Origin of the sequence: Pseudorhodobacter antarcticus, from assembly GCF_900110135.1 — a bacterium.
Lineage (GTDB): Bacteria > Pseudomonadota > Alphaproteobacteria > Rhodobacterales > Rhodobacteraceae > Pseudorhodobacter > Pseudorhodobacter antarcticus.
This window is the reverse complement of sequence record NZ_FOCO01000005.1, coordinates 57,539-76,375: the sequence shown is the minus strand read 5'-3', so window position 1 is coordinate 76,375 and position 18,837 is coordinate 57,539. Positions and strand designations below refer to the sequence as shown.

At 61.8% G+C, this 18,837-nt stretch carries 16 protein-coding genes; 9 read left to right on the top strand and 7 right to left on the bottom strand.

All coding sequences use genetic code 11. The annotated features are described in order from the left end of the window. Nucleotide 1 precedes the first annotated feature (1 nt). From BMY36_RS03615 to BMY36_RS03605, 3 genes are all read right to left on the bottom strand, one after another. Nucleotides 2–1,894 (bottom strand): acyl-CoA synthetase, encoded by a 1,893-nt coding sequence (locus BMY36_RS03615; RefSeq protein ID WP_050519497.1) that lies wholly within the window; start codon nucleotides 1,892–1,894, stop codon nucleotides 2–4. A 166-nt stretch (nucleotides 1,895–2,060) separates the two neighbouring features. Continuing rightward, nucleotides 2,061–2,501, bottom strand: coding sequence for a peptidoglycan-binding protein LysM (gene lysM, locus BMY36_RS03610; RefSeq protein ID WP_050519516.1), 441 nt, complete (start codon nucleotides 2,499–2,501; stop codon nucleotides 2,061–2,063). Between the two features lie 121 nt (nucleotides 2,502–2,622). After that, on the bottom strand, nucleotides 2,623–4,407 hold the full coding sequence (locus BMY36_RS03605; protein WP_050519496.1) for an ABC transporter transmembrane domain-containing protein: 1,785 nt from the start codon (nucleotides 4,405–4,407) through the stop codon (nucleotides 2,623–2,625). 131 nt (nucleotides 4,408–4,538) lie between these two features. Between BMY36_RS03605 and BMY36_RS03600 the strand changes: the two genes are divergently transcribed. Then, nucleotides 4,539–5,225, top strand: a complete 687-nt coding sequence (locus BMY36_RS03600) for a haloacid dehalogenase type II (protein ID WP_050519515.1) — start codon at nucleotides 4,539–4,541, stop codon at nucleotides 5,223–5,225. Continuing rightward, entirely contained in the window at nucleotides 5,222–6,067 is an 846-nt protein-coding gene (locus tag BMY36_RS03595; RefSeq protein ID WP_050519495.1) for an alpha/beta fold hydrolase, read from the top strand. The genes BMY36_RS03600 and BMY36_RS03595 overlap by 4 nt, the downstream gene beginning before the upstream one ends. Here the strand turns inward: BMY36_RS03595 and BMY36_RS03590 are convergent. Continuing rightward, nucleotides 6,039–6,710, bottom strand: coding sequence for a hypothetical protein (locus tag BMY36_RS03590; protein ID WP_050519494.1), 672 nt, complete (start codon nucleotides 6,708–6,710; stop codon nucleotides 6,039–6,041). The two genes, BMY36_RS03595 and BMY36_RS03590, sit on opposite strands and share 29 nt — an antisense overlap. Before the next feature lie 131 nt (nucleotides 6,711–6,841). Between BMY36_RS03590 and BMY36_RS03585 the strand changes: the two genes are divergently transcribed. From BMY36_RS03585 to BMY36_RS03555, 7 genes are all read left to right on the top strand, one after another. Continuing rightward, complete coding sequence (locus BMY36_RS03585) at nucleotides 6,842–7,894, top strand: threonine ammonia-lyase (RefSeq protein WP_231579705.1); 1,053 nt, start codon at nucleotides 6,842–6,844, stop codon at nucleotides 7,892–7,894. Nucleotides 7,895–7,903: 9 nt separating this feature from the next. Next, entirely contained in the window at nucleotides 7,904–8,695 is a 792-nt protein-coding gene (locus tag BMY36_RS03580; RefSeq protein ID WP_050519493.1) for an alpha/beta fold hydrolase, read from the top strand. Between the two features lie 94 nt (nucleotides 8,696–8,789). Further along, a complete protein-coding gene (locus BMY36_RS03575) occupies nucleotides 8,790–10,013 on the top strand; it encodes a TCR/Tet family MFS transporter (protein ID WP_050519513.1) in 1,224 nt (407 codons plus the stop codon). Nucleotides 10,014–10,098: 85 nt separating this feature from the next. Then, nucleotides 10,099–11,334 carry a mandelate racemase/muconate lactonizing enzyme family protein gene (locus BMY36_RS03570; protein ID WP_050519492.1) on the top strand — a complete coding sequence of 412 codons (1,236 nt, stop codon included), beginning with the start codon at nucleotides 10,099–10,101 and terminating at the stop codon, nucleotides 11,332–11,334. Between the two features lie 58 nt (nucleotides 11,335–11,392). Continuing rightward, nucleotides 11,393–12,034 carry a TetR/AcrR family transcriptional regulator gene (locus tag BMY36_RS03565; RefSeq protein WP_050519491.1) on the top strand — a complete coding sequence of 214 codons (642 nt, stop codon included), beginning with the start codon at nucleotides 11,393–11,395 and terminating at the stop codon, nucleotides 12,032–12,034. Between the two features lie 77 nt (nucleotides 12,035–12,111). Further along, the gene (locus tag BMY36_RS03560) at nucleotides 12,112–12,786 is read left to right on the top strand and encodes a PspA/IM30 family protein (RefSeq protein WP_050519490.1); all 675 of its coding nucleotides are present in this window, start codon (nucleotides 12,112–12,114) and stop codon (nucleotides 12,784–12,786) included. Nucleotides 12,787–12,815: 29 nt separating this feature from the next. After that, entirely contained in the window at nucleotides 12,816–13,088 is a 273-nt protein-coding gene (locus BMY36_RS03555; protein ID WP_050519489.1) for a YiaA/YiaB family inner membrane protein, read from the top strand. 64 nt (nucleotides 13,089–13,152) lie between these two features. Here BMY36_RS03555 and BMY36_RS03550 read toward each other — a convergent pair whose 3' ends face one another. Genes BMY36_RS03550 through BMY36_RS03540 form a run of 3 tightly spaced genes read right to left on the bottom strand, consistent with a single transcriptional unit; the run spans nucleotide 13,153 to nucleotide 18,624 of the window. Then, nucleotides 13,153–16,563: an error-prone DNA polymerase gene (locus tag BMY36_RS03550; RefSeq protein ID WP_050519488.1), complete on the bottom strand. Its 3,411-nt coding sequence runs from the start codon at nucleotides 16,561–16,563 to the stop codon at nucleotides 13,153–13,155. Then, nucleotides 16,560–18,107 (bottom strand): Y-family DNA polymerase, encoded by a 1,548-nt coding sequence (locus tag BMY36_RS03545; protein ID WP_050519487.1) that lies wholly within the window; start codon nucleotides 18,105–18,107, stop codon nucleotides 16,560–16,562. The genes BMY36_RS03550 and BMY36_RS03545 overlap by 4 nt, the downstream gene beginning before the upstream one ends. Next, nucleotides 18,034–18,624: an ImuA family protein gene (locus tag BMY36_RS03540; protein ID WP_050519486.1), complete on the bottom strand. Its 591-nt coding sequence runs from the start codon at nucleotides 18,622–18,624 to the stop codon at nucleotides 18,034–18,036. The genes BMY36_RS03545 and BMY36_RS03540 overlap by 74 nt, the downstream gene beginning before the upstream one ends. Between the last annotated feature and the right edge of the window lie 213 nt (nucleotides 18,625–18,837).

Below are 18,837 nucleotides of genomic sequence, written 5' to 3'. Positions count from 1 at the left end.
CCTATTCCACCCAATCCCACGGGCGCACGAAGTCGCCCAAAACGGCCGTCACTGCCGCATCATCGGTGCCTGCATCGCGCGTGATTTGGGCGACGAGGCCGCGTTTTTTATCCTCCACCACCGCGACCACGCGCACGGGCAGGCCAGTTGCCACCAACGCCTCATTATAGATGCGGGTGATGGCAAGGCGGCGCAGGTCGGGTTTGAACACTTTGCCCACCGCTGTTTTCGGCAGTTCCGCAAGGATTTCAATGACTTTTGGCACCGCTGCGCGTTCGTGGATATGCTGGCGCGCAAAGGCCATAAGGTCGTCGATGCTCACCTCGGCGTCCTTTATCAGCTCCACATAGGCGCAGGGCACTTCGCCCGCATGGGCGTCGGGTTGGCCAATCGCGCCGACAATGGCGACCGCGGGATGGCCTGCCAGCACTTCCTCAATCTCGGCGGGGTCGATGTTATGGCCGCCGCGAATGATCAAATCCTTGGCGCGACCCGTGATGTAAAGATAGCCATCCGCGTCCAGCCGCCCCAGATCACCGGTGCGCAAATAGATGCTTTCGGCGAACAAATCGTGGTTTTTATCCACCTCGGTATAGGTGGAGCCGGGGAAAACGCCGGGGTTTGCCACGCAAATTTCACCCACCTGGTCGATGCCGCAATCGGTGGGGTTTCCGGCCGCATCATGGTACAAAATACGGACATGTGTATAGGGGAACGGAATACCGACCGAGCCAATTTTTTTAATACCCTCCGGCGGGTTACACGACACAAGGCAGGTACATTCGGTCAGCCCGTAACCTTCGATGATCTGCACGCCTGTCGCCGCCTCGAACCGTTTGAACAGCTCCAACGGCAGGGGCGCGGAGCCTGAAAACGCGCCGCGCAGGGTGGAAATATCGGCGTTGACCGGGCGCTGCATCAATGCCGAAAGTGCCGTTGGCACGGTGATCATATAGGTGATTTTCCAGCGTTCGACCAGCTTCCAGAAGTTGTCGAACACGCCATCGCCCCGGTATCCGGCGGGGGTGGGGAACACCACATGTGCGCCAGATGCGATCATCGACATCAAGATGGGGTAGATCGCAAAGACGTGGAACATCGGCAACGGGCAGATCACCACATCATTGGATTTGAACATCAAATTCGCGCCCAGCCAGCCGTTATAAACCATGCCAGACACTTTGTGCTGTGCCACTTTGGGCATGCCCGTGGTGCCGCCCGTGTGGAAATAGGCGGCCACGCGGTCGTCCAGCACATCGTCAAAGGTCAGGCCATCCGATGGGTGGCGCGCGATCTCAGCGTTGAAATCACGGACTTCGGCGCTGTGCGCAACGGGGTTTTTCGGGCGGATCAGCGGCACAATCCAACTTTTGGGCGGCGACAGATACCGCTTCAGATCAATTTCCAGCACGGTTTTCACGCTGGAGGCATGGCGAACCGCCTTTGCCACCTTTTGCGGCAGATCAATTTTGGGAAAGGCTTTCAGCGTCACCACAACCTTTGCCCCGGTTTCGCGCAGAATAGAGGCGATTTGATCCGCATCCAGCAAGGGGTTGATTGGATTGACGATTCCGGCCACAGACCCGCCCAAAACCGTCACAGCGGTTTCCATGCAATTGGGCAGCACAAAGGCCACAACATCATCCGGGCCCACGCCCAGCGCGCGAAACAGGTTGGCGGCTTGGGTGACGCTGGCGTGGTATTGGGCCCATGTCATCGTTTGCGCAGCATCGGTCGGGCCAGATTGCAACTGAAAGCTGACGGCGGGTTTGGGGCCGTGGGCGTCGCGGGCGCGGGTTAGGAAATCATAGATGGATTTGGCGGTATTGCGCGCGGCATAGGGCATTTCCGCCTCTATCGCATCGCGGTCGGCAATGGTTGCAAAGGCTGTCATGGATCGTCCCCCCCCCTATGGCCCGCGACATTTGCGCTTGGGCATTTTGGCGTAACGATGGGCGGTTTTGGACAGTGTCGCAAGCCGTGACCACCGCCCAAACGCAACGTCACTGCATAAAAAAGGGCGCAGATTGCGCCCCTTTTCAAACAGGTTTTAGGTCAAATCACGCTTGCGGGATGCGCAGCATCTGGCCGGGATAGATTTTGTCGGGGTGCGACAGCATGGGGCGGTTCGCCTCAAAAATCTCATTATAGCGGTTGGCGCTGCCAAGCGTCGCCTTGGAAATTGCCGACAGCGTGTCACCCTTTTTGACTTCGTGGAACACGGGGGCGGGCCCTGCGTCCGGCATGTCATCTTGCACTTCGCCAACGCCTGCGACGTTGCCAACGGCCAAGATCACTTTTTCCTTCATTTCCTGGCTTACGGCATTGCCTGTCACGACAACTTTGCCAGCGGTGTCCACCTTGATATCCATCCCGGTGGTGTCAAGGCCAAGGCTTTTCACCTCTTGCAGCAGCGCGTCCTCTTTTGGCGCATCGGCCGCATCGGCCTTGCCCCCGAACAGCGATGTGCCTGCATCTTTTACAAAGCTCCACACAACCATGAACATCTCACTTAAAAACCGGGGCAACAGGCCCCGTCACGGGCGTAGTATGGCGGTTGGGACGCTTGGTGCAATCACCGCTTTTCACAGTTGCGGGGAAAAACGGGCGGAAATTCCCCGTTCATGCCTGCCCATCGGTGAATTGCAGCCGCGCCAGACGGGCATAAAGCCCCCCTTGCGCCACCAATTCATCATGGGTGCCCGTTGCAACGATTTGGCCTTGGTCAAAGACCACAATGCGGTCGGCTTTTTTCACCGTGGCCAAACGGTGCGCGACGACCAAGGTGGTGCGCCCCATCGACAGTTGATCCACAGCCTTTTGCACCGCACTTTCGCTTTCGGCGTCCAGCGCACTTGTCGCCTCGTCCAGCAGCAGCACGGGGGCGTCGCGCAAAATGGCGCGGGCAATGGCGATGCGTTGCTTTTGGCCGCCCGACAGCATCACACCCCGTTCACCCACAAAGGTGTCATAACCTTGCGGCAGCGCTGTTAGGAAGTCATGGGCCGCAGCGGCGCGGGCTGCCTCCTCAATCTCGGCATCAGTGGCCTCGGGACGGCCAAAGCGGATGTTTTCACGCGCAGATGCGCCAAAAATCACCGGATCTTGGGGGACAAGGGCGATGGCGCGGCGGAAATCATCGCGGGTCAGGTCGGGCAGCGCGATACCGTCCAGCGTGATACGGCCATTTTGGGGGTCATAAAACCGCAGCAGCAGTTGCAAAATGGTGGTTTTGCCCGCTCCCGACGGCCCGACCAGCGCGACCGTTTCGCCGGGGTTCACCTGCAGGCTGATATGGTCCAGCGCGCTGATTTCAGGGCGGGCCGGATAGCGGAAGGTGACATTTTCAAACTCAATCGCACCGCGCACGGGGCGGGGCAAGGGCATTGGCGTTGCGGGGTCGCGGACGCTGTCGGCGGCGACCAGCAGTTCGACCAGCCGTTCCGTGGCCCCTGCCGCGCGCTGCAATTCGCCCCAAATTTCGGAAAGTGCCGCCACAGCACCCGCCACCATCACCGAATAAATCAGAAATTGCACCAATTCGCCCGGGCTCATTACGCCCGCTTGGACATCGCGCGCGCCAATCCACAGCACGCCAACAACGCCCGTGAACACCAGAAAAATCACGATCACGGTCATGATCGCCCGCGTGCCGATGCGGCGTTGCGCAGACAGATACGCAGCCTCGGTCACGCCTGCAAATGTGGCGCGCGATTGGATTTCATGGGTGAACGCTTGGACAGTTTGCACTGACAACAGCGCCTCGGACGCGTTGCCGGAACTTTCTGCGATTAAGTCTTGGTTTTCGCGGCTTAACACGCGCAGGCGGCGGCCCAGCACGATGATGGGCACAATCACCCCCGGCACGATCAGCAGGACAAGCCCCGTCAGCTTGGCCGATGTCAGCAATAGGGCCACGATGCCGCCCATAAAAATCAACAGGTTGCGCAGCGCGATAGAGACGGAGGAACCGATGACTGAAAGGATTAGCGTGGTGTCTGTGGTCAAACGGCTTAGGACTTCACCCGTCATGATGCGTTCGAAAAATGCCGGGCTCATTCCCATCACCTTGTCGAACAGCGATTTGCGGATATCGGCGACCACGCGTTCGCCCAACCGGGTCACAAAGTAATAGCGCGCGCCCGTGCCCAGCGCCAAAAGCATGGCGATAACCAAGGCGGCGGCGAAATATTGGTCCAGCAGCGCCGCATCGCCGGATGAAAACCCATCCACCACGCGGCGCACGGCAAGCGGCAGCGTTAGCGACACGACCGATGTGGCGACCAGTGCCACGACCGCGCTGATCACCAGCTTGCGGTAGGGGGCCATATAGGGCAAGAGGCCCCGCAGCGCGCCCATCTGTTTCGATTTTTCCCGCTCTTCCAGCAATGTCGTGCCGCGTGCCATATCTGTCTGCCTTTTCGCCAATCCAAATCCCTTTAGGCGCTGTGCCCCGCAGTCGCAAGCGTGGCGATTGTCGCGGCCCCTTTCGCTGTCGCTTGGTCTGTGCCAATTTCGGCGCAATGAAAGGTTTGCCCATGCCCATTTCAACAGTGGTTTTCGACGCATACGGCACGTTATTTGACGTGGCAGGTGCCGCGCGCGTGGCGGCGACCGAGCCGAGCCAAAGCGCCTTGGCAGCGCTGTGGCCGCGATTGGCCGAGGATTGGCGGCGCAAGCAGTTGGAATACACTTGGCTGCGCGCCGTAACGAGGGACCATGTAGATTTTGGCCGCGTCACCGCAGATGCCCTTGATTGGGCAATGGAGGCAGCGGGGCTGCAGGATGCGGCCCTGCGCGCGCGTTTGCTGGCGCTTTATGACGAACTTCCTGCCTATCCAGAGGTGCCGGGCGTTTTGGCGGCGTTGAAAGCGCGCGGGATGGCCACGGCGATATTATCCAATGGCAGCCCCGCAATGCTGGCGGCGGCGACACGTTCCGCCGGAATTGCAGGGGTGTTGGACGCCGTGCTGTCGGTGGAGGCGGTTGGCGTGTTCAAGCCCGCGCGCCGGGTTTACGGGCTGGTCGGCACGCAGTTTGGCGTGGCGCGGAACGCGGTTTTGTTCGTGTCATCCAACGGGTGGGATGTGTGTTCGGCGGCGGCGTTTGGGTTTCGCACGGTTTGGGTGAACCGCGCGGGCCTGCCGATGGACCGTCTAACCGCCACGCCGGACCATGTTTTGCCAGATCTGACTGAAATCCCCAACCTTGCAGGTGCCGCATGACCCAATTTTTCACCACATCTGACGGCACGCGCATTGCCTACCGCGATGAGGGCGCGGGGCTGCCCCTGTTGTGCTTGCCCGGATTGACCCGCACGATGGGTGATTTTGACTACATGATCCCGCATTTGCCGCCTTATCGCCTCATCCGCATGGACTACCGCGGGCGCGGGGAAAGCCAGTGGACCGGGGCCGCCACCTATACCGTGCCGATTGAAGGGCGCGATGCGATTGAATTGCTGGACCATTTGGGCGTGGCGCAGGCGGCTGTGATTGGCACATCGCGCGGTGGGTTGATCGCGATGGTGCTGGCGGCGATGGCAAAGGATCGGTTGCTGGGGATTTGTTTCAACGACATCGGGCCAGAGGTTCACAAACCGGGGCTGGCGCGCATTATGGATTACGTGGGCCGCAATCCGCGCGTGACCACCCATGCCGAGCTGGCCGCCGCCCTGCCCGCGCTGATGCTGGGGTTTGCCAATGTGCCCGAAAGCCGCTGGATGGAGGAGGCGAAGCTGCATTACACCGCAACCCCCGACGGTTTGCGCATCACCTATGACCCCACATTGCGCGACAGCTTTTTGGCTGCATTTGACGGGCCGCCCACCGATCTGTGGCCGTTGTTTGAGGCATGCGCGGACCTGCCCATCGCGCTGATCCGGGGTGCAAATTCCGATCTTTTGACGCAAAGCTGCGCGGACGAAATGCGCGCACGCCGCCCCGATATGGGGTTTTGCAACGTGCCCGACCGCGCCCATATCCCGTTTTTGGATGAGGCGGCGGCGGTCGCCGTGCTGCGCGATTGGTTGGGGGCGATCAAAATTCCAGCCACAGCGCCATCTTAACCCGCCCGTCCTTTGGTCCGATCACCCCGATGGACGGCTGCACAACCAGTTTGGCTGGCCCCAGCGACAGGGCAGCACCCCCTTCCAGCCGCAAGAATTGGTCATCATCGCGCCGCCAGTATTGCGCCTGCGCTGTGATCATCACCTGCTTGATAGGCTTCAATCCCAGCCCCGCATCCACCTTATAGGCCAACCCCGTGTTCACCCAATTGGTGCTGACAATCCGTTCCACCTGCACATCGACCGTGGCCCAACCATCGCCCAACCCGGTTTGAAACCCCTTGCCCCAAAACGCCCCCAAACGCACCGTCATTTCGGCCACGCCGTCATACAGCGGGTCCACGGTTGCCGCCGCTGCCTCGCGCAGATCGCCTGCAATTCCCAGCGACAAGATTGCACCCCCTTTGCCGCGCCACACCGGATAATGCGCGAATTGGCTGACATCGGGCAGGCGGCGGCCTTTTGGCATCGTCACCTCCCCCCCCATCGTCCAATCGTTGCGCGCGCCATATTCGGCGTACAGCTTTTGCTGCGTGGCATCTTGCGACAGGGCGATAAACACGCCGCCTTGTTCGCGCGGCCATGCGCCCGCCTGCGCCTGCACCGCACAGCACCAGATCATCAAGGCCCAGACAAAACGCATTACGTCCCTCCGCTTACCCTCCACCTTCGGCGGGATTTGGTTAACGGGCGGTAAACAAACCTGCTAAAGATTGACCTTTCGGGGGCAACAGGTCAGCTATGGTGCGCAAATGCCCCAGAAAAGTAGCCCCAATGCCCGATATGCCAGCCCCCCACACGCAAGCGCCCAACATTCAAACACTCGACATTCAAGCGCCTGACATTCAGGCACCCGACATCCAAGCGATTGAGGCCGCCGCCCGCCGCCTTGACGGCCACGCCCGCCGTACCCCGCTGTTAACCTCGCCTTTTTTGGATGAGATCGCGGGGCGGCGCGTCTTCGTAAAGGCGGAATGTTTGCAGCACACAGGGTCGTTCAAATATCGCGGGGCGTGGTCTGCGGTGTCGGCGCTGGAACCGGGTCTGCGCGCCCAAGGGGTTATCGCCTATTCATCGGGCAACCACGCGCAAGGTGTGGCCTTGGCCGCGCGCCAACACCGGGTGCCTGCGGTGATTATCATGCCCAATGATGCCCCAAAGATGAAGATCGACAACACCCGCGCTTTGGGCGCCGAAGTGGTGCTGTATGACCGCGCGGCGCAGGACCGTGACGCCATTGGCCTTGCCCTTTCCACCCAACGCGGGCTGACGCTGATCAAACCCTATGATGATGCGATGGTGATCGCGGGACAAGCCAGCACCGGCTTGGAAATTGCCGAACAGGCTGCCGCCGAAGGGATCACGGCGGCCGATGTATTGGTCTGTTGCGGCGGGGGTGGTTTGACATCGGGCATCGCGATTGCGCTGGCATCGCGCGCTACGGGCCTGCGCGCCCGGCCGGTCGAACCTGCGGAGTTTGATGATGTGACGCGCAGCTTGGCCACAGGCACGCGCCAGCACAATGCCCATGCAGCGGGGTCGCTGTGCGATGCTATTGTGACGCCCACCCCCGGCGCGCTGACCCTGCCTGTGATGGCGCGGCTGTGTGGCCCCGGCATTGTGGTGACCGATGATGAGGCGTTGCGCGCCGTGGCACTGGCGTGGTCACGCCTTAAAGTGGTGCTGGAACCCGGCGGCGCGGTGGCCTTGGCGGCGGCGCTGTTTCATGGCGATGAAATCGCCACGCCGGATGTGATCTGCGTCGCCTCGGGCGGGAATGTGGACCCTGATGTGTTCGCCCGCGCGCTGGCGATGCTGGACGGGTAAGGCCCGCAGATGCAGCCGCAATTTGCCAGCAATGGTGACCATAAAACCGCCTTTTGGGACAGCGCAGCGGGCGGTCCCGCCTTGGTGTTCGCGCATGGCTTGGGGTTTGATCACAGCATTTGGGCCGCCACTATTGCCCTGCTGCCACCCGGGCTGCGCGTGATCGGCTATGATTTGCGCGGTCATGGGCAGTCAGATACGCCGCCAGCCCCCTACACGATGGGCGCGCTGGTGCGGGATGCCGAAACCCTGTTGGACCATTTGGCCATCCGCGATGCGGTGTTCATCGGTCACGACCTTGGCGGCATGGTGGCCCAAGGGCTGGCGGTAAAACGGCTGGACCAAATCCGCGCATTGGTGCTGGCCAACACCGCCCCCAAACTGGGCACCAAGGACACATGGGCGCGCGACATTGCGACCATCCGCGCAACCGGCATTGAGGCGCGGCTGGACACCGATACAAAGCGCAACTTTTCCCCGGCCTTTCGCAAAACAGATGCGCTGGCGCCGTGGACAGCCGCGCTGCGCGCCCGCCGGTTGCAGGGATTTTTGGGCTGCGCACAAGCCATCGCAGGCAGTGATTTTTACACCCCCACAGCCAGCTTGCGCCTGCCCAGCCTGATTATCGCGGGCGGCCAAGATGCCATCACCCCCGCCGATATGGTCCAAGATCTGGCACATCTGATCCCCGGCGCGCGCATGGCCCTCATCCGCCCTGCAGGCCATTTGCCCATGGTGGAGGCCCCGCAAGTATTCGCCACAACGCTGCTCGATTTCCTGCGCGACATCGGGCACAGCTAACGCGCCCAAATCCCAACGCCCCTTGCACAAACCCAACCCCTCAGCAAAGCTGCAGGCCCACGAACCACCCCCTTTTTGGACTTTTGAAACACAGATGCAGAAACCACCCCGCGCCGCCTTAGGTGTCATCTTGATGACCGTCGCTTTGGATGCGATCGGCATTGGCCTGATCTTTCCGGTCATGCCCGATCTGATCGGGTCGGTCACGGGGGGCAGTTTGGCCACGGCGGCGCTGTGGGGGGGCGTGTTGGCCACCTCTTACGCGGTGATGCAATTCATCTTTGGCCCCGTCATCGGCTCGCTGTCCGACAGCTATGGCCGCCGCCCTGTTTTGCTCCTGTCACTGGTGGTCATGGTGTTTGCTTACCTTGCGATGGCGCTGGCCCCCACAATCTGGCTGCTGTTGGCCGCACGCCTGCTGGCAGGCATCGCAGGCGCGACGCAAGCCACCGCCACCGCTTTTATCGCCGATATTTCCGAACCGTCCGAACGTGGCCGCCGCTTTGGCCTGATCGGGGCGTGCTTTGGCGTGGGGTTTATCCTCGGGCCAATGATCGGCGGGTTGGTCGCAGGCATCGACACCCGCGCGCCGTTTTATGTGGCGGGGGCTTTGGCGCTTCTCAACCTCATCCTTGGGGTCATCATCCTGCCCGAAACGGTAACGAACGAAAACCGCCGCCCCTTTACCCTGTCGCGCGCCAACCCCTTGGGTGCCTTGCACGCACTGACTAAAACCCCCGGCCTCAAACGGCCCCTGGTGACCTTCCTCATCATCGCCATCGCCATGAACGTCTACCCCGCAATCTGGGCGTTTTACGGCAAGGCGCGCTTTGGCTGGGACGCCGCAATGATCGGCTATTCGCTGGGCGTTTACGGCATCAGCTTTGCTATTGGCCAGGCCTTCCTCGTCGGCCCCTTGATCAAACGTTACGGCGAACACCGCGCGGCCCTCGGCGGCCTCTTCGTCAACCTCGCCACCCTCACCGCACTCGGCCTTGTCACCTCCGGCCCGCTAGCGATCATGCTCACCCCCATCACAGCTTTGGGGGGTGTGGTCACCCCTGCCCTCCAAGCGCTGCTCTCTCGCCAAACCCCCGACAATGCCCAAGGCGAACTCCAAGGCGTGCTGGCGTCCGTCAACGCCGCCGCCATGATCACTGCCCCCCTCCTTATGACCGCCACCTTCGCCTATTTCACCGCCCCCGATGCCCCCATCTTCTCGCCCGGCGCGCCGTTTTTGCTGGCTGCAGCCCTTATGGTCGCAGCCATCGCGCTGCATTCACAAAAACCACTCGAAAAACCAATCAATGCCCCCTAACATCGTGTTGGTAAAAATACCTCACGGGGGGGCCGGGGGGCGTGAAGCCCCCCGGCGTCTGCAACACAACAGAAAGCCCAATCCTATGCGCCTTCAATCGCTTGAAATTTTCACCGTCGCCCCCCCCGCCCCCGGCTGGGGCGGCCGCTATTGGATTTTTACCAAACTCACCACGGCCTGCGGCATCACAGGCTACGGCGAATGTTACGCCTCCACCGTCGGGCCAAAAGCCATGGTCGCGGTGATCGAAGATGTGTTTGGCCGCCATATGGAGGGCGAAAACCCTGAAAATATTGAGCTGATGTTCCGCCGCGCCTATTCCTCGGGCTTCACCCAGCGCCCCGACCCCACGGTGATCGGCGCGTTTTCGGGCCTTGAAATGGCGTGTTGGGATATTCTGGGCAAGGCGCGAAACCGTCCCGTTTGGGCGCTGTTGGGCGGCAAAATGAATGCCCGCATCCGCTCCTACACTTACCTTTACCCCGAACAGGGCAATGAAAGCGCGGATTTTTGGATAAACCCAGATATGGCGGCGCAGGCCGCAGTGCACTTTGTCGATCAAGGCTTCACAGCCGTGAAATTCGACCCTGCAGGCCCCTATACCCTGCGCGGCGGTCATCATCCCGCCATGTCCGACATCACGCGGTCCGTCGCGTTTTGCAAGGCGATCCGCGAGGCGGTGGGCGACCGCGCCGATCTGTTGTTTGGCACCCACGGCCAGTTCACCACGTCCGGTGCCATTCGGCTCGGCCAAGCGTTGGAACCCTATTCGCCCTTGTGGTACGAAGAACCCATCCCACCAGACAACTTGCTAGAATTTGCCGAGGTGGCCAAACACGTCCGCATCCCGCTGGCCACCGGTGAACGTCTCACCACCAAGGCCGAATTTGGCGCGCTGTTGCGCATGGGCGGCGTGAAAATCCTGCAACCCGCGCTTGGTCGCGTGGGGGGCATATGGGAGGCCAAGAAAATTGCCGCCATGGCCGAAGTGTTCAACGCCGAAATGGCCCCGCATCTGTATGCAGGCCCGGTGGAATGGGCGGCAAACATCCACCTCGCCGCCTCCATCCCCAACCTGCTCATCGCGGAAACCATTGAAACCGGCGGTGCGTTCCACATGGCCTTAATCAAACATTCGATCATATGGGAAAACGGCTATATTATCCCGCCCGAAGCACCGGGTCTGGGCATCGAGTTTGACGAAGACCTCGCCCGCGCCCACCCCTATACCGGCGACCGCCTGCATCTGGAAATGCAAGAAGCGCCCTGTGATTACACCAATGGCAACCGGTTCGAAGGGGGCGCGCCATCCAGTCCCTAACACCTTTCCATCCCGCGCTGTCTGAGCTATCCTGAACCCCGTTCAGAAAGGCTCAGACATGCCCGATACGCCCAAAAAACCAACCAAGGCCGATCTGCGCCGCGATGATTTGCGCGCGCGGCTGGTCGATGTTGCCGAAGGCGTGATTGCCCAAAACGGCCTCGCAGCCGTTAAGGCCCGCGATCTGGCAAAATCTGCCGATTGCGCGGTAGGCGCGATTTACAATGTGTTTCCCGACCTGAACGGGCTGATCATGGCCGTGAATGGTCGCACCTTTCACGCTTTGGGTGGGTTTGTTTCGGCGTCTGTTGCCGCCAGCGCACCCGACAAACCGCAGGCCGAATTGATCACCATGTCGCTGGCCTATCTGCGCTTTGCCAATGACAACACCAACCTGTGGCGCGCGCTGTTTGATCTGGAAATGTCAACCGATATGGACGTGCCGCAATGGTATCTGGCCGAACTTGGCAAACTCTTTGCCCTGATCGGCGCGCCACTGGCCCGGCTTTTCCCCGAAATGCCGCGCCAAGATGTGGAAATGATGACCCGCACCTTGTTTTCATCGGTGCATGGCATCGTTCATCTGGGGCTGCAGCGCCGAATCTCTGGCGTGCCAATCGCACGGATGGAGGAAATGATCGCCATTCTTCTATCGAACGTTACGTCACATGCTAATTTTTCCGAACATCGTTCAAAATAATACTTGAACGCCGTTCATTTTTCGATATGCTCAATTCATGAACGCAGTTCAATTCGAACCCATGAAAAGAACGGCCAATGTTTGGAACACTGCGAACCCTGATCCTTGGTGCCAATGCCCGCGCCGAGGATACACTGCGCGACACCTATGCGATTGAACTGATTGACCAAAAAATCCGCGAGGCCGACGAAGGGTTGCGCGCGGCCAAAGGCACCCTTGCCAGCCTGATCCAGCGCCAGCGCGCCGAGGAGCGGATGCTGGCAACCTTGGATCAGCGCATCACCGACATGACCCGCCGCGCCACCGATGCGCTGGCCACAGGCCGCGATGATCTGGCCGTCCCTGCCGCCGATGCGCTGGCCCAAATGGAAAACGAACGGGTGTTGCGGTCTGAAACGGTGCTGCGTCTGGAAACCAAAACCGTGCGTCTGCGCCAATCGGTGGAGGCGGGGCATCACCGTATTATTGATCTAAAACAAGGGGCCACCACCGCCCGCGCCATTCGCCGCGAACAATCCCTGATCAAGAAACTGCCCAATGGCGATGCCTCCGCAATAGAGGAAGCCGAGGCGCTGATCGCCCGCGTCACCAATGCCGATGACCCGTTTGAACGATCAGACATCCTGCGCGGCATCAACCGAGAGCTAAGTCATGATGGCCTTGCCGACCGGATGGCAGATGCAGGCTTTGGCCCCGCCACCCGCATCACAGCCGCCGATGTTCTGGCGCGGCTGCAATCGAAAACTGTCTAATCCCCCCTTATTCCAAAAGGAATTTTTCCATGTCTGCACAAAACTCTGACACCTCGACCATCATGTTTTTCAACGCTGTTGGCGTGGCTGTCGCCTATGGCATGCTGGCCCTGTCAATCTGGCTGGCCCCGGTTGACCTTTCGACCAAAGGCTATTGGGGCCTTGGCATCTTGCTGTTGACGCTGTCGCTGGTGAATTTTGTCAAATACCGCTTTGACGCCAAAATCTCTGAGGACCGGTTGGCCCGGTTGGAAGATGCCCGCAATGAAAAGCTGATGGCGGATTATATCGGCGAGAAATAAGCGACCCTGAACGGTGGATTGGCCCGGTCCTTGCAAAAGGGTCGGGCTTTGCCATTGCGCGGGGTCAATGAAAATCCCGGCTGGGAAACAGCTTTTTCGCCTGTTCGCGGGGGTGGCGGGCGGAACTGGCAGACTTAGGGACACTCGGATTAGGGACACTTAGAACAGAAATGCTGGGTACAGATCGGCGCGTCTCATCCGCGCGCCCATCGTTGGAGGGGATGCTGGCGGGGCGGCCAAGGGTGCCCAGCAGTGGCGACACATCCTCCACCACCTCGGCAATCAGATGCGTGGTGGGGCCGTCATGCTGCACCCGGCCCGTCACGCGCACCAACCGCCCCGCGATCACCGCTTTGCGAAACGCGGCATAGACCTGTTTCCAGACGATCACATTGGCCGTGCCGGTTTCATCCTCCAGCGTCAGAAAAATTACCCCCGCCGCTGTGCCGGGGCGCTGGCGGGTGATCACCAGCCCCGTCACACTGACCCGCCCGCGTGCTTGCGCCAACCGGTCATTGGGCAAGCACGCGGGCTGGGATTCGGGCAGGGTTTCCGCCAAACGCGGGCGCAACACCTCCATCGGGTGGGCGCGCAGGGACAGGCGCAGGGACAAATAATCCTCCATCACCTCCTCGCCCAATGTCATTTGCGGCAGGGCCACCTGCGGCTCCGCCCCGCCCTCGCCATCCGTGCCAAACAGGGGCAAAGGTGCGGGGGCTTTCAGCGCCTTGGCCGCCCAAAGTGCCGCGCGCCGCGTCAGACCAAGGGCGGCAAAAGCATCGCCTTCGGCCAGCCGTTCCAGCGTGTCGGGATGCACGCCCGCACGCCGCCACAGGCTTTCCACATCGGGGTATCCGTTGGCGCGGGCCGCGACAATCCACGCCGCATCCTCACCCCGTAAGCCTTTGATTTGGCGAAACCCAAGGCGCAGGGCAAGGCCCCCATCGGGGCGGGGTTCCAGCGTGCAATCCCATTGCGAATGGTTCACCGAAATGGGCCGCACCTCCACGCCCCGGTCGCGCGCATCGCGCACCAATTGGGCAGGCGCGTAAAACCCCATGGGCTGGCTGTTCAAAAGCGCGCAGGTGAACACCGCCTGATGGTGGCATTTCAACCATGCCGAAATATAGACCAGCCGCGCGAAACTGGCCGCATGGCTTTCGGGGAACCCATAGCTGCCAAACCCTTCGATCTGCGCGAAACACCGCACGGCAAAATCGGCGTCATACCCGCGCGCCAGCATCCCCGACACAAAGCGATCCCGAAACCCGCCAATCGTGCCCATGCGTTTGAAGGTGGCAAGCGACCGGCGCAAGCGGTCAGCCTCCGCCGGGGTAAACCCTGCCGCGACAACGGCGATTTGCATCGCTTGTTCTTGGAACAGCGGCACGCCGTAGGTGCGGCCCAACACCTCCATCATCGCGGGGCCCAAATCCTCAATCGGTTCGCGGCCCATGCGGCGGTTGATGAACGGATGCACCATGCCACCCTGAATGGGGCCGGGGCGCACAATCGCCACCTCGCACACCAAATCATAAAACGTGCGCGGGCGCATCCGGGGTAAAAAGTTCAACTGCGCGCGGCTTTCCACCTGAAACACCCCAATGGCATCAGCGCGGCACAGCATGTCATAGACCGCCGGGTTTTCTGGCGGAATATTGGCCAGCGTCAGGTTTTGCCCCCGATGCTGCGCGATCAACGCGAACGCCTTGCGGATGCAGGTCAACATCCCCAGCGCCAAAATATCGACTTTCAGCAACCCCAGCGCGTCAATATCATCCTTGTCCCATTCAATAATGGTCCGGTCATCCATAGCCGCGTTTTCAATCGGGCACAGCGCGTCCAGCCGCCCATGGGTGATGACAAACCCACCGACATGCTGGGACAGATGTCGGGGAAAGCCGATGATCTCCGTGATCAGTTTCGCCGCCAGCATCATGCGCCCATCCGTGGGGTTCAGGCCCGCATCGCGCATCCGGTCGGCATCGGGGGCGGCCCCCGACCAGCCCCATATTTGCCCCGACAGCCGCGCCACCACATCTTGGGACAGGCCCATGACCTTGCCCACCTCACGGATGGCGGCGCGGGCGCGAAAATGGATGACCGTGGCCGTCAGCCCCGCGCGGTCACGCCCGTAGCGGTCGTAAATCCATTGGATCACCTCCTCGCGCCGTTCATGTTCAAAATCGACGTCAATATCGGGCGGCTCGCCGCGTTCCTTGCTGATGAAGCGTTCAAAAATTAAGGTGATGGTTTCGGGCGGCACCTCAGTGATCCCCAGCAAGTAACAGACCACCGAATTGGCGGCGGACCCGCGCCCTTGGCACAAAATCCCTTGGCCGCGCGCGAATTGCACAATGTCATGCACGGTCAGAAAATACGGCGCGTATTCCACCTCGCGGATCAGGGTCAGCTCCTTTTCCACGCGGTGCACAATTTTGGGTGGCGGCCCGGCGGGGTATCGCCAGCGCAGCCCCGCATGGGCCAACCGTTCCAGCCTGTCTTGCGCGGGTTCGCCGTTTACCGCCTCATCCGGGTATTGATAGCGCAGATCATCAAGGCGAAATGCGCAGGCATTGGCAATATCAATACTGCGGCGCAAGGCGGCGGGGTGGCGGTGAAACAAGCGCGCCATTTCCGCCCCCGATTTCAGGCGGCGTTCGCCATTCGCCAACCGCTGCGTGCCAATATCATCGATCGTGCAGCCAAGGCGCAGGCAGGTCAGTACATCGGCCAGCGGCCTGCGCGCGGCGCGGTGCATCAGCACATCGCCCACCGCGACCATCGGCAGATTAGTGGTTTGCGCCAGCATCGCCAATTGGTCCAGCCGGGTTTGGTCCCGCCCGTCATAACGCAGCGCCGCCCCCAAAAAGCACTGGCCCGGAAAGCTATGGCCCATCGCCACAAGGTCGGCGCGGGTGGCGGATGGTGTGGCATCCTCTAACATATCGGGTGACAGGGCGATCAGGTTCATGCCCGCGCCCCACTCCACCAGATCGGCGCGGGTCAAATAACACGCCCCCTTTGGCGCACGGCGTTTGCCCACACTCAACAGCCGCGTTAGGCGCGACCACGCGGGCAAATCGCTGGGCAGCGCCACCCATTCCACCACGCTGTCTGTCAGCACCAGCCGCGCACCCGCAATCAGCTTTGGCAGGGGGGCGTTGGGCTGTATTTGCATATCCCCCCCCGTTTGCGCGCCCATTTGACGGCTGGAATGGTCCATCACCTGCTGCGACCGAATGGGGGGTGCATCCTGCGCCGCTTGTGCCTGCAACCGCGACAGTTCTTTCAGCGCGGAATACGCCCGCACCACCCCCGCCACCGAATTGCGGTCAGTGATGGCGATGGCAGCAAGGCCCAACTCGGCGGCGCGGGTCACCAACTCCTCGGGGTGGGACGCGCCTTGCAAGAAGGTGAAATTGGAGGTGACGCAAAGTTCGGCATAAGGGTGGTCAGCATAGGGGGGTGTCACGCAAACTCCCCCTGCACATACCAGTTTTGGGCGCTTGCGCCGGGCCAGTTTTGCGCCCCCGCCTGCGCACCAGAAGCCTCAAATCCCCCGCCCGATTGCGGCGTCACAAACAGCCACAACCGCGGGCCTTCTTGGGTTTCAACCCGCCAATAATCGCGCAAACCGCTGCGCCAGGTCGGGTCATCAAACCACCATTCCGGGGTGATGCGTTCAGGCCCCATCGCGCGCAAGGTGGTGAACCGCATCCGCCGCCAGCGAAACTGGCGGGGCGGGTGGCCTGCGGCGGCGGCGACGGGTTCGGGGGCAAACAGGGTGATCGGACGATGGGGGCCCCTACGCACAGGGCTGGGTTCGGCCACGCTATACGCAGCGGGTGCAAGGATTTGGCTGCGTTCGGGGATAAGGCTGTCGGCGGGCAACAAGCGCAGCACGCGGTCAAACCCAATGCGGTTGCCCAGTGATGACAGCATATCGGCCAGCAAATCCCCCTGTACTTCCCCCTGCGCGTCCCCCTGCGCCGCCCCCAATTGCTCGGGTGCCAACGCCTCTACCACTGGGGCAGTCAGGCGCAGCGCGTCGATGCCAAACCCCGCCTCCACCTCGTCCACGCCCTTTACAAACAACGCCGCAATCCGCCCCGCATCGCGCATCGGGCGGGCCAGGCCGATTTCCACCACCACCACGCCCCGGTCCACGCGCCGCAATTCCAACCGCACACGGCGCGCGCCCATCCGGTGCGTGGCCAGCGTGACGCACAACCGGTCCAGCAACCGCGCCAGCCCCGCCATCACATCCGATTGCAAACCAATCGGGTCGGGCAACGTCATACGCACCCCAAAATGCGGCGCATCCGGCGTGGCGGCCACAGGTTCGGCATGTTGGCCCAACGCTTGGTCCAGCCGCATCACCAACCCTTGGCCAAAGCGCCTGGCCAGCGGCGCACGGGGCAGCGCGATAAGGTCCGCAATCCGCATCAAGCCCACCCGCGCCAACCCCGCCGCCGTGTCATGGTTCACCCGCAACGCGATGATCGGTAACCGCCCTATCCCCTCGGCCAGCCGCCCATCTGGGATGATGCCGCCGCCGTGGCGCGCCAACGCATGGGCCGCCCCGCGCGTGCCTGCAATCGCGCTGACCGCCGTGAACCCCGCCCGATCAAGCCGCGCGTGCAGGTCGCTGCGCAAATCCGCCTCACCGCCAAACAAATGCGGCACGCCCGAAACATCGGCGATCAACCCATCGGCCCCATCAGCCCCCACCATCGGGGCATAGCGCCCGGCCCAGCGCCGCAAACTGGCCAGCGCCGCGTGGTCGCGCGCCAAATCGGCAGGGCGCGTGGCAAGGTCGGTGCAAATCGCGCGCGCATCGGCCAACGCCATGCCCCGCGACAGCCCTTGCGCCATGCCCGCCGGATTGACGCAATGCAGATGGTCGCTATTGCCCGACCGCAGGGTCAGCGCAAACGGCCCTTCAACCGGGCGCTGTCGCAGGCTGGTGTCGCTGGCCAGCCGTGGAAACCATATCGAAAGCAGCCGCCGCGCCATGCCAGTTTACCGTCCAATCGCCAAAAGTTCCCTCTTTGTTCTTTGTAAGCTGCCAGCGATGCAGAGTCGAGTCTGGATGCGGGCTGGCTGCCGGTTCACACGTCCAACGGGTCTGCGTGGCATTGCTGCCCGCCCCGGTTTGCACCAACATCAACCCTGTGGTCCGCCCCGCCTCTGCCGCCAATTGAAACCGCCGCCCTGCCGTCAGCGACAAGTGCTGCGCGGGTTCGGCGATGACAAAGGCGATGGGGGCTGCGCGCAACGTCTCCTCCACGCACCAAAGCAGGTCGGTTTCGCCCACGGGCCGCAGCAGGTGCAGCCGTTCCGCCACGCCTTGCGGCAATCCGCGCAGCATCGGCATTTCCGGCGCATGGGCGGGCACAATCCAAACCAACGGGCCTTGGTGGCGCGCCGCCTGAAACCACGCAAAGGCCCGCCTGCCCCGCCCCTCGGCCTCATGCACCCGCTTTGCGCGCAGGGCGAATGGGTCGGGCAAATCAGCGCTGTTCCAGATCATTCCCACCCCCTTCTTGTTCATGCTTTGTGCTGATGAATATCCCACACCCCGCGCGCGCTTGCAACGCTGTGCCGCACATCCCAAATTGTGAAGGCACCAAACACGATCTCGCGCGTTGCTATCGCATATCACCGCCTTTTGCGCGACGATACGGCAACGCCAATCTGGGGGATTCGCAAACGCGACCCGAGTGGCGACCAGACCTTGAAAGGG

What these genes read in the sequence shown, in the direction of transcription:
- BMY36_RS03615 (WP_050519497.1), bottom strand. Translation starts at nt 1,894, where the DNA reads ATGACAGCCTTTGCAACCATTGCCGACCGCGATGCGATAGAGGCGGAA.
- lysM (WP_050519516.1), bottom strand. Translation starts at nt 2,501, where the DNA reads ATGGTTGTGTGGAGCTTTGTAAAAGATGCAGGCACATCGCTGTTCGGG.
- BMY36_RS03605 (WP_050519496.1), bottom strand. Translation starts at nt 4,407, where the DNA reads ATGGCACGCGGCACGACATTGCTGGAAGAGCGGGAAAAATCGAAACAG.
- BMY36_RS03600 (WP_050519515.1), top strand. Translation starts at nt 4,539, where the DNA reads ATGCCCATTTCAACAGTGGTTTTCGACGCATACGGCACGTTATTTGAC.
- BMY36_RS03595 (WP_050519495.1), top strand. Translation starts at nt 5,222, where the DNA reads ATGACCCAATTTTTCACCACATCTGACGGCACGCGCATTGCCTACCGC.
- BMY36_RS03590 (WP_050519494.1), bottom strand. Translation starts at nt 6,710, where the DNA reads ATGCGTTTTGTCTGGGCCTTGATGATCTGGTGCTGTGCGGTGCAGGCG.
- BMY36_RS03585 (WP_231579705.1), top strand. Translation starts at nt 6,842, where the DNA reads ATGCCCGATATGCCAGCCCCCCACACGCAAGCGCCCAACATTCAAACA.
- BMY36_RS03580 (WP_050519493.1), top strand. Translation starts at nt 7,904, where the DNA reads ATGCAGCCGCAATTTGCCAGCAATGGTGACCATAAAACCGCCTTTTGG.
- BMY36_RS03575 (WP_050519513.1), top strand. Translation starts at nt 8,790, where the DNA reads ATGCAGAAACCACCCCGCGCCGCCTTAGGTGTCATCTTGATGACCGTC.
- BMY36_RS03570 (WP_050519492.1), top strand. Translation starts at nt 10,099, where the DNA reads ATGCGCCTTCAATCGCTTGAAATTTTCACCGTCGCCCCCCCCGCCCCC.
- BMY36_RS03565 (WP_050519491.1), top strand. Translation starts at nt 11,393, where the DNA reads ATGCCCGATACGCCCAAAAAACCAACCAAGGCCGATCTGCGCCGCGAT.
- BMY36_RS03560 (WP_050519490.1), top strand. Translation starts at nt 12,112, where the DNA reads ATGTTTGGAACACTGCGAACCCTGATCCTTGGTGCCAATGCCCGCGCC.
- BMY36_RS03555 (WP_050519489.1), top strand. Translation starts at nt 12,816, where the DNA reads ATGTCTGCACAAAACTCTGACACCTCGACCATCATGTTTTTCAACGCT.
- BMY36_RS03545 (WP_050519487.1), bottom strand. Translation starts at nt 18,107, where the DNA reads ATGGCGCGGCGGCTGCTTTCGATATGGTTTCCACGGCTGGCCAGCGAC.
- BMY36_RS03540 (WP_050519486.1), bottom strand. Translation starts at nt 18,624, where the DNA reads ATGATCTGGAACAGCGCTGATTTGCCCGACCCATTCGCCCTGCGCGCA.